Genomic DNA, 13753 nt, shown 5'->3' on the forward strand with positions numbered 1-13753 from the left:
GTCGAATTGGCGGCCTTCGTAAGGTGGCTTATTCCCGGCTGCGCCTGGCGGCATGGCCTTCACGCGAACGCCGGCGCGGGGCGGCGTCGCCGGCGACGCCATCCTGGCTGACGGTCTTGCGTGGCGGCAATTTCACCGCCGCCGACAGTTTCGGGAACGGATCGACCTTGTTGGGAAGCGCCATGGCGTAGACGAAATGCTCCTGGAATTTCGGCTCCAGTGCGGTCTCGATCTTCTCGATGTGGCTGACCGTGTCCTCGATCTCGCGGCGATAGCCACGATTGAGCAGGGCCATGCGCGCACCGGCGCCGGCGGCGTTGCCGACGGCCGAGACCTTGTCGAGGTCGCAATCCGGGATCAGGCCGAGCACCATGGCGTATTTCGGATCGATGAACGAGCCGAACGCGCCGGCGAAATGGATGCGGTCGACGTGTTCGGTGTTCTGCTTTTCCATCAAAAGCTTGGTGCCTGCATAGAGCGCCGCCTTGGCAAGCTGGATGGCGCGCACGTCGGTCTGCGTGATGGTGATCTTGGGTTCGCCTTCCTTCAAGACATAAGAGAAGGTGCGGCCGTTGACCGTGACGCGCGGCGAGCGCTCGGCCAGCGACCCGTCGATCACTCCATCCTCGGAGATGATGCCGGCGAGGTACATTTCGGCCACGATCTCGATGATACCGGAGCCGCAGATGCCGGTGACGCCGGTCGCCTGCACGCTATCGACGAAGCCGGGATCGTCGGACCAGAGTTCAGAGCCGATGACGCGGTATTTCGGCTCCAGCGTATCGGGGTCGATGCGCACGCGCTCGATTGCGCCGGGGGCGGCGCGCTGGCCGCCGGAGATTTCGGCGCCCTCGAAGGCCGGGCCGGTGGGCGAGGAGGCTGCGACCACCCGCTTGCGGTTGCCAAGCACGATCTCGGCATTGGTGCCGACGTCGACGATCAGCATCATCTCGTCCTGGCGGTGCGGGCCTTCCGACAGCGTCACCGCCGCCGCATCGGCGCCGACATGGCCGGCAATACAGGGCAGCATATAGAGGCGGGCGCCCTGGTTGAGCTTCAGGCCGATATCGGAGGCCTTGATGCGCACCGCGCCCGAGACGGCGAGCGCGAAGGGCGCGCCGCCGAGTTCGGTCGGATCGATGCCGAGGAACAGATGGTGCATGATCGGATTGCCGACAAAGACGGAATCCAGGATGTCGTTGCGCTGGACATTACCTTCCGCGCAGACCTTGTCGACCAGGCCCGAGATCGCCTCGCGCACGGCGACCGTCATGCCTTCGCGGCCGTCCGGGTTCATCATCACATAGGAGACGCGGCTCATCAGATCCTCGCCGAAGCGGATCTGCGGGTTCGACGTGCCCGACGAGGCGGCGACGCGGCCCGACAGCAACGACACCAGATGCATGGCGATGGTGGTCGAGCCGATGTCGCAGGCCAGCCCATAGGCTTCGTTCTTGAGGCCGGGCCAGAGTGCTATGACGCGGGCGATGTCGCTTTCGGCGTCCTTGTGGATGGCGGCGGTGGCGGTCCAATTACCCTTGCGCAAGATGCCCTGCACCTGCGGCATCAGGTAGAAGTCAAATTCGAGGTTTTTGAAGCCCCAATCCTTCATCAGCGCGATCTTGAGGCGGTCGAGATCGCCGAGCGGCTTGTGCATGTCGGGCTGTTCGATCTCGACATAGCACATGCGGATCGCTGAATCGCGGGCGATGACGCGGGTGTCGGCATCCTTGCGGATGGTCTGTGCATTGATGACCGTGTCCTGCGGCACGTCGATGACGAGGTCGCCGAGGATCTGCGCCGAGCAGGAGAGGCGGCGCCGCTCGGGCAGGCCGCGGACGCGCTCGTAGCGCTCTTCCTTGGCGCCCTTGGGCGAGATGTGGTCGTTGGACGAGACGATCTTGTGCTTGGCGAAATTGCCTTCCTGCACCTCGATCTGGCAGCGCCCACAGGTGGCGCGACCGCCGCAGACGCTTTCGACATAGACACCGAGCTGGCGCGCGGCGTCGAGCACCGGCGTGCCGACAGGAAACCGCCCGCGCTTGCCTGACGGCATGAACAGCACGAGCGGATCGGTAATGTTTGCAGGCGAGTTCATATTTTCATTACTCGACTAAGCCGGCACTGGGAAAAGATTTCACATATGCGAGGCTTGCCAGATAGGAAGCGATGAGCGGCAGCGGATACCATCGCAGCCAAAACATGGAGAAATTGTCCAGTCTTTGCCGGTCCAATGTCCTTGCGGGAATTGCCCCGAGCAGAAGTGGAAATGCGATCAGGACAAACATTAGAAAGGCAGTGGCGTAGATACACAGAACAAAATACCGGAGGTATTCATGACTCAGATAGCCGAAGGCATAGGACCCGGCCAAAAGCATAAATACGCTGCAAAAAGCCACTCGCAGAATTACCTGCCAGTTCGGCATTTCAGGCCTTGTGCGGTCTTGATCTGTCAAGAAAACCGTGTCCTGTCTCGCTCTATCCCCTGGCCATGCGGGCTTCACGGCCGCCGCGACGGCGACCGCCATTGCCATTGCCGCCGCCTTCGCCCGGAGCGTTAACCGCGGTGGGCGCTGCGACCGCCTGGCCGCCTTCGGCCGGCTTGTAGTCCTTGTAGGTCCTGATCCAGTTGGTGCAGTTCTCGTCGGTGCCGTTGAGCACATTGGCGCCGCGCACGGCTTCCATTTCCTGCGGGCGCACCGGGTTCATGATCGCCGAGGTCATGCCGGCGCCGATCACCATCGGGATGAAGGCGGCGTTGATGCCGTGGCGGTGCGGCAGGCCGAACGAGATGTTGGACAGGCCGCAGGTGGTGTTGACCTTGAGCTCTTCACGCAGGCGGCGCAACAGCGCGAAGACCTGGCGGCCGGCATCGCCCAGCGCGCCGATCGGCATCACCAGTGGGTCGACGACGACGTCATGCGCGGGAATGCCGAAATCGGCGCAACGCTGCACGATCTTTTTGGCGACGGCAAAGCGCACATCCGGATCCATCGAAATGCCGGTCTCGTCGTTGGAGATGGCGACGACCGGAACGTTGTACTTCTTGACCAGCGGCAGGATGGCTTCGAGCTTTTCCTCTTCGCCGGTCACGGAGTTGACCAGCGGCCGGCCCTTGGCGACCTTGAGCGCTGCCTCGATGGCGGCGGTCACCGACGAGTCGATCGACAACGGCAGGTCGACAAGGCCCTGGACGATCTCCAGCGTCTGCACGAGCAGGCCGGGTTCGGTTTCGTTCGGATTAACGGAGGTGACGCCGGCATTGACGTCGAGCATGGTGGCGCCGCAGGCGGCCTGTTCCAGCGCATCCTTGATGACGGTCTCGAAATTGCCGGCGATCATCTCGGCGGCCAGCTTCTTGCGGCCGGTCGGGTTGATGCGCTCGCCGATGACGCAGAAAGGCTGGTCGAAGCCGATGATGATCTCTCGTGTCGCCGAGGCGACGATGGTCCGGGTCATGAAGTCTCTCCGCCTGATATAAAGATTTCTTTATATCGTTGTCTGGTTTCATTCAAGCGAATGGCTGGCCGTCCGCGCTGTCAGTGCGCGGTCTTCACCATATCCACCTGCGTTTCGGTAATGTCGTCGTGCAGTATGCTCTCGAGCCGGTCGGCGACCATCTGATCGTCGTGGCGGATCTCACGTTTCCATGGCTGGCGGCCTTTCAGCACACCCGATTCATCGACGATCTCGGCGACATATTCCTCCTGGCGGTAGGCCATCACATGGATGCCGGAGACACCAGGAATTTCCTTCACCTCGTTGATGATGTCGGTGCAGAGCTGCTTGCCTTCCTTCTTCTGGTCCTGCGCGCATTCCAGCCGCTTGATGATGGTATCGGGAATATGAATGCCCGGCACGTTGGAGCGGATCCATTTGGCCGTCTTGGCCGAAGCCAGCGGGCCGACGCCGCACAGGATGAAAACTTTTTCCGTATGCCCCAAGTCCCGCGCCCTCTGCATGAAGGTTCTGAACATCGGCACGTCGAAGCAATACTGCGTCTGCACGAACTGCGCGCCGGCGGCGATCTTCTTGCCGAGATGGATCGGGCGGAAATCGAAGGGTGGCGCGAAGGGGTTGACGGCGGCGCCGAGGAAAATTTGCGGCGGCGTCGTCAACTTGCGGCCGGACAGGAACTTGCCGTTGTCGCGCATGATGCGGCAGGTTTCCAGCAACGACATGGAATCGAGGTCGAAGACAGGCTTGGCGCCGGGCTGGTCGCCGGCCTGGACGCCGTCGCCGGTGAGGCACAGCATGTTGGCGACGCCCATCGCCGCACCGCCCAGCACGTCGCCCTGGATGGCGATGCGGTTCCTGTCGCGGCAGGCAATCTGCATGATCGGGGCATAGCCCATGCGGGTCAAAAGCGCGCAGATGCCGACCGAGGACATGTGGCAGTTGGCGCCGGAGGCATCGACGGCATTGATGGCGTCGACCCAGCCGTCGAAGATTTTCGCGCGGTTATAGACGTCTTCGGGATCGGCGCTGTCGGGCGGGTTGAGCTCGGTGGTGACGGCGAATTCGCCGCGTCGCAGCACGCGCTCCAGCCGGCCACGCGAGGAGTGGCCGGGCAGGGGATCTAGCGGCAGATGGATGCCGGCCGGGTTTTCATCGCGCTGGCGGCCGATCACGCGCCCGCTCCGGTATTGGCTTTGGCAGCGGGTTCACGGGCCGCTGCCGACTGCGCCGTCACCCGCAGCCAGGCCGAGGTTTCGCGCAGCGACTGGTCGACCGGCTTCTGAACGGTCAGGATCCTGTCGCCATGCTCCATGTTCCGCGAACCTTCCCAGGCCTTGACCCAGACGCAAGGCATGTCGGGCTCGACCTCGCAATTGCCGTTGGCGCGCACGCCGCCACACGGGCCGTTGCGCAGCTGCTTGGGGCAGTTCATCGGGCACGACATGCCGGTCGAGGACAATATGCACTGACCGCACATGCGGCAGTCGAACATGAAGCCTTTTACGCGTTTTTCAACGAACTTGATCGGCGCTTCGACGCGGCCGTAGCCAAGGCCTTTCCACAGCGGATGGAGCAGCAGGAACATGTCTGCGAATCTGGAGTAGAACCATTCGAGCAATCGCGAATGGCGGATCGACCACAGCCTGATGGCAAACGAGCGCTGCACGCGCCGCTGCGGCGATACGTCGGCCGGCTTGTAGTCGGATTTCGGCGCTGCTTTCTTGACCTGAGTGGCCTGGGTAACCGGCTGGGTAATCCTTGGCCCCTCTTTGGCAGGAGTGGTTTCAGACATTTTCTTTCCCGCCCGCCTTGACCACAGCGACCAGCCGCTCGCGGTCGTATTTCGCGTCGATGTCGCTGAATGCCTTCTCGACCTCGGCTTCGAGGTCGTCGCCGACCGGGATCGGATCGGCCTTGCGCCATTCCGCGAGGTAATCGTCGGTGCCGCCGGCGCCGGTGCGCATGGCGCACATATCGATCGCCTCGGTGAAGCGCAGCGGCAGTTCGCGCTTGGCGTTCTGCCGGCCCTTCTTGACGATGACCTGGGCGGGGATGTCGCGCCAATAGACGACGATCAGATCGGCCATGAATTCTCTCACTCCCTGTAGAGCGCCGTGCGTCCATGAGGGAAACGACGCTCCACCACTTTGTCCAGCAGGTGCGAGCATTGCCGGATGCGCAGTGGGGCTGCTTGTTATGGGACGACGCGCGCGCATTCAAAAGCGACGCTATTGGACGTCGCAAAAAGAAAGGCGAGATTCCGAGGGAAGGCTGGCTACCAAACCCGCTTGGTCAGGCCGGTCCAGAGATAGAACCAGATCGTCGGATGGTACCATTGTTTCGACGGCAGGCCGGGGTCGATCGTGACAAGCTTGCCGTCCAAGGCACCGCGGACCGCCTCGACGCAGATGTCACGCGAGAACGCCGCCTGGCGCAACGCATAGCTCGAAATAGTGTCGCCGGGCTCCGGCTTGCCGCGCGCCTGTTTCAACACGCCGCCGGTATCGACGCCGGCGTCGACCAGATGCACGGTGGTGCCGAAATTCTGGAGATCGCGGGAGGCCAGCGCCCAGTAGCCGCCATTCATGCCGCGGTATTTGGGCGCGATGCCGGCGTGGTAGTTGAGCACCGGGCAGGGCATTTGCGCCAGCGTCTGCCGGGACAAGAGCCGGCAGCCGGCGAGCAGCACCACGCCCGGGCGGATGTCGGCGATCGCCTGCAGGCAATCGGCTGCGTTGGCGGAGGAGACGTGGATGATCTTTTGTCCCGGCTTCGGCTCGGTCTCAAGCTTCTGATCGGCGATGAGCCGCTCTGCGTGGCCAGCGAAGAAGCGCTTGCCGAGCCTCGTCAACACCATCGTGCCGAGTTGACCGATGGCCGAAAACAAGCCCTGGCGGCGCGCCCGGCCGAGCAGCAATTGTTTTTTGGATTCAGGGCTTTCGAGGATGACGCTGACAGCACCGAACTGGTCGGCGATGGCGTTGACGATTGCCCAGATGTGCGGTCCGCCTTCGGTGACGATGACGATCGCAGCACTTTTTTCAACCGCTGATGCCATGGCACGCTTTCTTGCCGGCGCGCAACCATTTGCCGTGCGCTGCCCGGCTCAATTCTGTGCCGGGCGAGGTTAAATCTTGATGACCGCCCGGCCAGCGAGAGACCAACGGATCAGCGCTTGAACTCGATGATGTCGAGTTTCGATTCGTAGTAGGGCGCCGGGAATTCGATGCGCCATTCATTGGCGCTGGTGCGGAAGGCATAGCCGACCTGGTCGCTTTCCGGGCCGCTGCCATAGGGTTTTGGCTTGTTGTCATTGACATAGCCGGAGCCGAGATAGATCGCGCGTTTTTCGCTATCGTCGAAGAAACGGCCCTTGGTGCGTTGCGAGCCGCTGACCTTTTCCAGCTGCCAGCCGGAGCCATCGTCCGTGACCTTGCACTTGAACCAGCCATAGATGACCAGCGGGCCGGTCAGGCCCACCTTGATGGTTCGGCATTGCCAGTTGCCGCTCAGGTCCTTGTCGGAAAAGGCCACTATCGGCTTTGCCAGCAGCGCGTCGAGTTGGCTGACCTCAGCCGGGTCTCCCGCTTTTGCCTCGGCCAGCGCCGCCTTGCGGGTCTCGCCATATTTGTCGAGGCGAACCTTGTCGGCAGGCGTGATGATCTTCTGCACCTCGCCGTCGGCGCGAGCGGGCAAGACGAGGCAGAGGAGGCCAAGGGCGGCAAGCAGGACGCGAGGGGTCATCGGGACGTTCCGTGTTCGGATGGCTGAATCAGCCTGTTTGCTTTTGGCTCACAACTTAACCATTCGCGGCGGCCTGTCATCTGTTCTCGACAGCGTCCCGGCTCAAGAACCGCTTCAGGCGTGGGCGGCGGCCTGCGCCACTCCGGCCGTCAGGTCGCCATAGCCCGTCGAGCGGCGCTCATAGGCGAGGCCAAGCATCTTCGCGGCCTTCTCGGCGACTTTGTCGAGTTCCGGATCGTCGGTCTGGGCGATGTAGATCAGCTTCTGGTAGTTGCCGAAATAGTCCTTGATCAGCTCCGGGTGCTTGTCGAGGCCGAGCGGCTTCATGAAGAAGGCGTCGAACTGGCGGCACAGGAAATCGGTCATGTAGAACGACATCATGTCGTCGTCGGCGACCTTCGCATAGGCGTCCATGCCCTGGTAGAAGGCAAAGCAGTGCGGCCCGGCCATGCGCTCGACGCCGTGCTTCTCCAGGACCCGGTCGAGCATGCCGCCGGTACCGCAATCGGCATAGCCGACGAAGATGTTGCTATAGCCTTCCGCCTTGGCCTTTTCGATCGCCTTGTCCATCGCCGGTGCGATGCGGTCGGGGTAGAAATGGAACTCCGCCGGCAGGCAGGTCAGGTCGAGATGGTCGAGCTTGAGCTGCTCCTTGACGGCCAAAACTTCGCGCGCAATCATTCCACAGGCGATGACCAGCAGCCTGTCGTCTTGGTTCGGTTTCGTTTTTTGCATTCTGGCCATGGAACCCGGTCGAAGCGGCCTTCGTTGCTGTGGGGCGAATCTATCGAGAGAGGGATAAACCGTCCATGAAACTGTTACGCGTTGCGCCGATTGCAATCCTTGCCTGCGTCCTGGCGCTTACGGCCTGTGCCAACACCGTCCGTGGTGTCGGCCGGGATATCAAATCGACTGCCAAAGCCGTCGACGACACCGTCACCAAACCCTGACGCAGCCATCCGTTCCAATAGCTGGGAACAAAAAAGCCGCGCTGCAAGGCGCGGCTTTCGATTGTGGGCCAGACGCCTTACGGAAGAGATCAGGCTGAAGCGCGCATATTATGCTTGCGCTTCATGAAGTCCTTCGCGGTCTCGACCGCCACAGCCGCGTCGCGGCAATAGGCATCGGCGCCGACGGCCTTGCCGAATTCCTCGTTGAGCGGCGCGCCGCCGACCAGGACGACATAGTCGTCGCGGATGCCCTTTTCCTTCATCGTGTCGATGACGACCTTCATGTAGGGCATGGTCGTGGTCAAAAGCGCCGACATGCCGATAATGTCGGGCTGGTGCTGCTCGATGGCGTCGAGGTATTTTTCCACCGCATTGTTGATGCCGAGATCGATGACGTCGAAGCCGGCGCCTTCCATCATCATGCCGACGAGGTTCTTGCCGATGTCGTGGATGTCGCCCTTGACGGTGCCGATCACCATCTTGCCCTGCTTCGGCGCGCCGGTGGCGGCCAGCAGCGGGCGCAGGATGAACATGCCGGCCTTCATGGCGTTGGCCGACAGCAGCACCTCGGGAACGAACAGGATGCCGTCGCGAAAGTCCTCGCCGACGATGCGCATGCCTTCGACCAGAGCTTCGGTCAGCACCTTGTAGGGCACCCAGCCGCGCTCGAGCAGGATGTTGGTGCCTTCCTCGATCTCTTCCTTCAGCCCGTCATAGAGATCGTCGTGCATCTGCTGCACCAACTCGTCGTCGGAAAGCTCGGAGAGGATGATCTCGTCGTCGGCCATTTTTCTCGGGCTCCTTGCCGCACGGGATGCGACCACGGCGGCTTAAAATAATCGCGTCAATACCTAACCCGGCGGGGGCAGGTATCCATAGCTGATTTGCGACTTCCCGCAAAAGGAAAGCGACCGCAAATCTATTGGAATTCTTGTCGATTTTGCGACAGGCGTTGGCGCTGGCGGGCCGTTTCGAATAGGGTGCATGGCTACGATCCGGCCGAGAAGCCGCCATACGCGGCCGCAAACGGTTTTTAGGGAAAAACGATCATGAGTGAAAACGCGTCAGTCGACCAGGAAGCGTCCAATGCGCGACGTGGACGTGCTGCCAGCGGCGGCGCGGCTGCAAGGCGGGCGGCGCGCTCGGGCGGCGGACCGGGCACCCAGCTCACCTATATCAAGCGCAAGATCAACATCTATGAGGTCCTCAACGAGGAAGGCCTGGCGATTATCGAAAACAACACCGATACGGTGCTGGAAGAGATCGGCATCATCTTTCGCGACGACGCCGAGGCGCTGCAGCTTTGGAAAGAGGCGGGCGCCGACGTCAAGGGCGAGCGCGTGCATTTTCCCAAGGGCCTCTGCCGCTCGCTGCTGAAGACCGCGCCGCCCATCTACACCCAGCATGCGCGCAACGCCGAACGTTCGGTGCAGATCGGCGGCAACGCCACGGTCTTCGCGCCGGTCTATGGTCCGCCCTTCGTGCGCGATCTCGACGGTGTCAGGCGCTACGCGACGATCGAGGATTTCCGGAATTTCGTGAAGCTCGCCTATATGGCGCCGTCGATTCACCATTCGGGCGGCACGGTTTGCGAGCCGGTCGACGTGCCGGTCAACAAACGCCATCTCGACATGATCTACAGCCACATCAAATATTCGGACAAACCGTTCATGGGTTCGGTGACGGCGCCAGAGCGGGCCGAAGACACCGTCGCCATGGCCAAGATCGTGTTCGGCGACGATTTCGTCGAAAACAACACCGTGCTGACCAGCCTGATCAACGCCAATTCGCCGATGGTGTTCGACGAAACCATGCTGGGCGCGCTGAAGGTTTATTCGCGTCACAACCAGGCTTGCATCGTCACGCCGTTCATCCTTGCCGGCGCGATGAGCCCGGTCACGGTGGCCGGCACGCTGACGCAGGTTCTGGCAGAGGTGCTGGCCGGCGCCTCTTTCACGCAGTTGATCCGTCCCGGCGCGCCGGTGCTGTTCGGCACCTTCGCCTCGTCGATCTCCATGCAGTCTGGTGCGCCGACCTTCGGCACACCGGAGCCGTCGCTGGTTTCCTACGGCGCCGCACAGCTTGCCCGCCGGCTCGGTCTGCCGTTCCGCACCGGCGGCTCGCTCTGCGCCTCCAAGGTTCCGGACGCGCAGGCCGCCTATGAGAGCGCCAACACGCTCAACTCGACCATTCTTGCCGGCACCAATTTCGTCCTGCATTCGGCCGGCTGGCTCGAGGGCGGACTGGCCTCCTGCTACGAAAAATTCATGATGGACATCGACCAGCTCGGCATGACGCAAAAGTTTTCCGAAGGCGTCGACCTCTCGGAAAACGGCCAGGCGATGGACGCCATCCGCCAGGTCGGCCCGGGCAGCCACTATCTCGGCTGCGACCACACGCAGGCGAATTTCCAGACCGCCTTCTATCGCTCCAGCATCGCCGACAACAATTCCTACGAGCAGTGGCTGGCCGAGGGGGAGAAAACAGCGCCGCAGCGCGCCAACGAACTCGCCCGCCGCTGGCTGGAGACCTACGAGGCGCCGTATCTCGATCCGGGCATCGACGACGGGCTGAAGGACTACATCGCGACGAAGAAGGCGTCGATGGCTGACGCCTTCACCTGAAAGGAGCCCGAGTCAGGCGGGGCTAAAGTCGCCAACATCATCCACAAGGAAGTCTGGCGGAGCGCTTTCTCCGACCCGGACAAGAAGGGATGATTGCGCGGCGCCGGGCTGACGAGATAGCGGCCGCGCTTTCCGCCGACGGCCTCATGCTGCGCGGCGGCTTCAATTTCGCAACAAGCGAAACGCCGCCGCATGGCCCTTCAGTTGCCCCCGCCAAATCCGTGCTGTTGGTGGGGCAGGCGGGAGCGGCACCCTGGCCGCATTTCCTGCGCTGGCGCGACCGGCAACCGCAAACCATTGCTAATCCGCTCGACACATGGTCGCGCGCAGTGATCGGTGCGGTGGCGGAGAAATTCGGCGCGCGCGCCGTTTCGCCTTCGGACAGACCTTATCTGCCGTTCCAGCAATGGGCGATGCGAGCGGAGGGGCTGAGACCGTCGCCGCTGGGCATCCTGATGCATCCGCAGTACGGGCTCTGGCATGCCTATCGCGGCGCGTTGCTGTTCGAGGATGAGATCGCGCTTCCTGAACGTCGCGAAGCGATTCACCTTTGCGACGCCTGTGTTGCAAAACCTTGCCTGAAATCCTGTCCGGTTGACGCCTATTCCGCGGATGGTTTCGCTCATCAGGCTTGCCTGGCGCATGTGCGGGGATCGAAGGGCGAACCATGCCGCGACGGCGGCTGCCTCGACCGCAACGCCTGTCCGTATGGCACGGCCCATCGCTATCCGCCTGAGGTTCAGGCCTTTCACATGACGGCGTTTGCCGGCCTGTAGCCGGGTCGAAAGCCCGCACAAAGTGTTGAACGGGATTGTCAGGGAACGGCTTGCCCTGACGGTGCCTGCTTATATGTATCGCACGACATTTAACGGAGCGGGCCATGGCGAAGCAGGACATTGAGATCAAGACCGGGGACGGCGTGGCGAAAGCCGGGCTGTTCCGCTCGGCGACCGCTTCCTCGTCCAGGGCCGGCATCATTCTCTATATGGACGCTTTCGGTCCGCGACCGGCGCTCGACGCAATGGCGGAACGGCTGGCAGGCGAGGGCTATGCCGTGCTGGTGCCGGATCTTTTCTATCGCAAAGCACCCTACGGGCCGTTCGAGCCCAAGACCGCTTTCGTCGTCGAGGAGACCAAGGTCGCGCTGACGGCGTTGGTCCACGGCACGACACAGGACATGACCATCCGCGACAGCAGGGCGTTCCTCGACACGCTTACCGCTGAAGGTGTCACCGGACCGGTCGGTGTCGTCGGTTACTGCATGGGCGGGGCGCGGGCCTTGAATGCGGCTGCAACCTATCCCGATCGCATCGTGGCGGCGGCAAGCTTCCATGGCGGCAATCTGGCCAGCGATGCCGCCGACAGTCCGCACCGCAAGGCTGCAATGATCAAGGCGCGGGTCTATGTCGGAACGTCTGGGGTGGACCGCAGCTTTCCGCCGGAGCAGTCGGCGCGACTGGCCGAGGCGCTGCGCGTGGCGGAAGTCGACCACGTCATCGAAAACTATGCCGGCATGGCGCATGGCTGGTGCGTGTCGGATCACAGCGTGTTCAACGCGGCCGGCGCCGAACGTCATTGGAAGCGATTGACGACGCTGTTCGCCGAGACGCTGATCTAACGAGGCGTTGCCTGAAGTCGCAACGAACGGGTAGAGACTGCACGATTGGCGCGGCCTGTTAAAACAGCGCCAGTCGAGCGGGAACGAACAGCCTGATGCAATCCTATGATGTCGTGGTGATCGGCGCCGGTGCGGCCGGAATGATGTGCGCCATCGAGGCCGGCAAGCGCGGCCGCTCGGTCCTGGTGCTCGATCACGCGGCAAAGCCCGGCGAGAAGATCCGCATCTCCGGCGGCGGCCGCTGCAATTTCACCAACATCCATGCGAGCCCGAAGAATTTCATCTCGGGCAATCCGCATTTCTGCATCTCGGCGCTCAGCCGCTACACGCAGCGCGATTTCATCGAGTTCGTCGAACGCCACGGCGTCGCCTATCACGAGAAGACGCTGGGACAGCTGTTTTGCGATGGCTCGGCGCGGCTGATCATCGACATGCTGGTCTCCGAAATGCAGGATGGGGGCGTGGAACTTGCGCTGTCGACCGAGGTGAGGAACGTCAGCAAGGCCGCGGACGGTTTTGTGCTGACGCTCTCCACTGGCAGCGTCGCCTGCAATTCTCTGGTCGTGGCTTGCGGGGGCAAGTCGATCCCCAAAATGGGCGCGTCCGGTTTCGGCTACGAGCTTGCTGCGCAATTCGGCCTTGCGGTGGTGGAAACACGGCCGGCGCTGGTGCCGCTTACCTTCGACGCAAGAACGCTGGAGCGGCTGGCGCCCTTGGCCGGCAATGCCGTCGATGCCGAAGTCGCCTGCGGCAAGACGCGGTTTTCGGAGGCGATGCTGTTTACGCATCGCGGCTTGAGCGGGCCTTCCATCCTGCAAATATCGTCCTACTGGCGCGAGGGCGACGAGATCCGCATCGCCATGCTGCCGGGGATGGATGTGGCGGAACTGCTTCGCGCCGCCCGGCGCGTCAACGGCAGGCAAGCGGTGCAGACGGTGCTGGCAAACCATTTGCCGAAGCGCCTTGCGCAAGCGGTCGCCGAGCGTAGCGGGATCGATGGCAATCTCGCTGATTTGACAGATTTGCAAATGAAAACCGTCGAAGCCGCCGTCAACGACTGGCGCATCAAGCCGGCCGGCTCCGAGGGCTACCGCACGGCGGAAGTCACGCTTGGCGGTGTCGATACCAACGGGCTCGATCAGAAGACGATGCAGGCGAAATTCGTGCCGGGGCTGTTTTTCATCGGCGAAGTCGTCGATGTCACGGGCTGGCTGGGCGGCTATAATTTTCAGTGGGCTTGGTCGTCCGGCTGGGCCTCGGGCCAGGTGTGCTGATATTCAGGTGAGGCCGGCCTGCAAACGACGGCTTTCTGTGCTTCCGGTGCTCGCGTACCAAAAGTACGCTCCGCTCCGGTTCTC

The 13753-nt window shown here is 62.6% G+C and carries 15 protein-coding genes; 5 read left to right on the plus strand and 10 right to left on the minus strand.

Going from position 1 to position 13753, the window contains the following annotated elements; all coding sequences use genetic code 11:
* Window positions 1-28 precede the first annotated feature (28 nt).
* The 9 genes from NKJ58_RS23905 to NKJ58_RS23945 all read right to left on the minus strand — a co-directional run bounded on the left by NKJ58_RS23905 (window position 29) and on the right by NKJ58_RS23945 (window position 7947).
* Window positions 29-2098: an ASKHA domain-containing protein gene (locus NKJ58_RS23905; protein WP_352651987.1), complete on the minus strand. Its 2070-nt coding sequence runs from the start codon at window positions 2096-2098 to the stop codon at window positions 29-31.
* Between the two features lie 7 nt (window positions 2099-2105).
* Entirely contained in the window at window positions 2106-2456 is a 351-nt protein-coding gene (locus NKJ58_RS23910; protein ID WP_156929758.1) for a hypothetical protein, read from the minus strand.
* A 22-nt stretch (window positions 2457-2478) separates the two neighbouring features.
* Window positions 2479-3459, minus strand: a complete 981-nt coding sequence (locus tag NKJ58_RS23915) for a methyltetrahydrofolate cobalamin methyltransferase (RefSeq protein WP_023688111.1) — start codon at window positions 3457-3459, stop codon at window positions 2479-2481.
* Between the two features lie 80 nt (window positions 3460-3539).
* Window positions 3540-4631 (minus strand): methylenetetrahydrofolate reductase, encoded by a 1092-nt coding sequence (locus NKJ58_RS23920; RefSeq protein WP_352460720.1) that lies wholly within the window; start codon window positions 4629-4631, stop codon window positions 3540-3542.
* A complete protein-coding gene (locus tag NKJ58_RS23925) occupies window positions 4628-5251 on the minus strand; it encodes a methylenetetrahydrofolate reductase C-terminal domain-containing protein (RefSeq protein ID WP_352651988.1) in 624 nt (207 codons plus the stop codon). Before NKJ58_RS23925 ends, NKJ58_RS23920 begins: the two co-directional genes overlap by 4 nt.
* Window positions 5244-5546 carry a virulence factor gene (locus NKJ58_RS23930; protein WP_352853949.1) on the minus strand — a complete coding sequence of 101 codons (303 nt, stop codon included), beginning with the start codon at window positions 5544-5546 and terminating at the stop codon, window positions 5244-5246. Before NKJ58_RS23930 ends, NKJ58_RS23925 begins: the two co-directional genes overlap by 8 nt.
* 188 nt (window positions 5547-5734) lie before the next feature.
* The gene (locus NKJ58_RS23935) at window positions 5735-6517 is read right to left on the minus strand and encodes a formyl transferase (RefSeq protein WP_352519672.1); all 783 of its coding nucleotides are present in this window, start codon (window positions 6515-6517) and stop codon (window positions 5735-5737) included.
* 110 nt (window positions 6518-6627) lie between these two features.
* Entirely contained in the window at window positions 6628-7203 is a 576-nt protein-coding gene (locus NKJ58_RS23940) for a DUF4893 domain-containing protein (protein WP_023670399.1), read from the minus strand.
* A 114-nt stretch (window positions 7204-7317) separates the two neighbouring features.
* The gene (locus tag NKJ58_RS23945; RefSeq protein WP_352853951.1) at window positions 7318-7947 is read right to left on the minus strand and encodes a DUF1638 domain-containing protein; all 630 of its coding nucleotides are present in this window, start codon (window positions 7945-7947) and stop codon (window positions 7318-7320) included.
* 65 nt (window positions 7948-8012) lie between these two features.
* Between NKJ58_RS23945 and NKJ58_RS23950 the strand changes: the two genes are divergently transcribed.
* On the plus strand, window positions 8013-8153 hold the full coding sequence (locus NKJ58_RS23950; RefSeq protein WP_023670401.1) for an entericidin A/B family lipoprotein: 141 nt from the start codon (window positions 8013-8015) through the stop codon (window positions 8151-8153).
* An 89-nt stretch (window positions 8154-8242) separates the two neighbouring features.
* On the opposite strand, the gene NKJ58_RS23955 is transcribed toward NKJ58_RS23950, so the two are convergent.
* Window positions 8243-8941: a cobalamin B12-binding domain-containing protein gene (locus NKJ58_RS23955; protein ID WP_023670402.1), complete on the minus strand. Its 699-nt coding sequence runs from the start codon at window positions 8939-8941 to the stop codon at window positions 8243-8245.
* Between the two features lie 261 nt (window positions 8942-9202).
* On the opposite strand from NKJ58_RS23955, the gene NKJ58_RS23960 reads away from it, so the two are divergent.
* From NKJ58_RS23960 to NKJ58_RS23975, 4 genes are all read left to right on the plus strand, one after another.
* Complete coding sequence (locus NKJ58_RS23960) at window positions 9203-10777, plus strand: trimethylamine methyltransferase family protein (RefSeq protein ID WP_023670403.1); 1575 nt, start codon at window positions 9203-9205, stop codon at window positions 10775-10777.
* An 89-nt stretch (window positions 10778-10866) separates the two neighbouring features.
* Complete coding sequence (locus NKJ58_RS23965; protein WP_352497851.1) at window positions 10867-11553, plus strand: hypothetical protein; 687 nt, start codon at window positions 10867-10869, stop codon at window positions 11551-11553.
* 104 nt (window positions 11554-11657) lie between these two features.
* A complete protein-coding gene (locus NKJ58_RS23970) occupies window positions 11658-12395 on the plus strand; it encodes a dienelactone hydrolase family protein (RefSeq protein ID WP_352497850.1) in 738 nt (245 codons plus the stop codon).
* A 95-nt stretch (window positions 12396-12490) separates the two neighbouring features.
* Entirely contained in the window at window positions 12491-13669 is a 1179-nt protein-coding gene (locus tag NKJ58_RS23975) for a BaiN/RdsA family NAD(P)/FAD-dependent oxidoreductase (protein ID WP_352853953.1), read from the plus strand.
* Window positions 13670-13753: the final 84 nt, after the last annotated feature.

This window comes from Mesorhizobium sp. M0139 (genome assembly GCF_040322455.1).
Classification (GTDB): domain Bacteria; phylum Pseudomonadota; class Alphaproteobacteria; order Rhizobiales; family Rhizobiaceae; genus Mesorhizobium.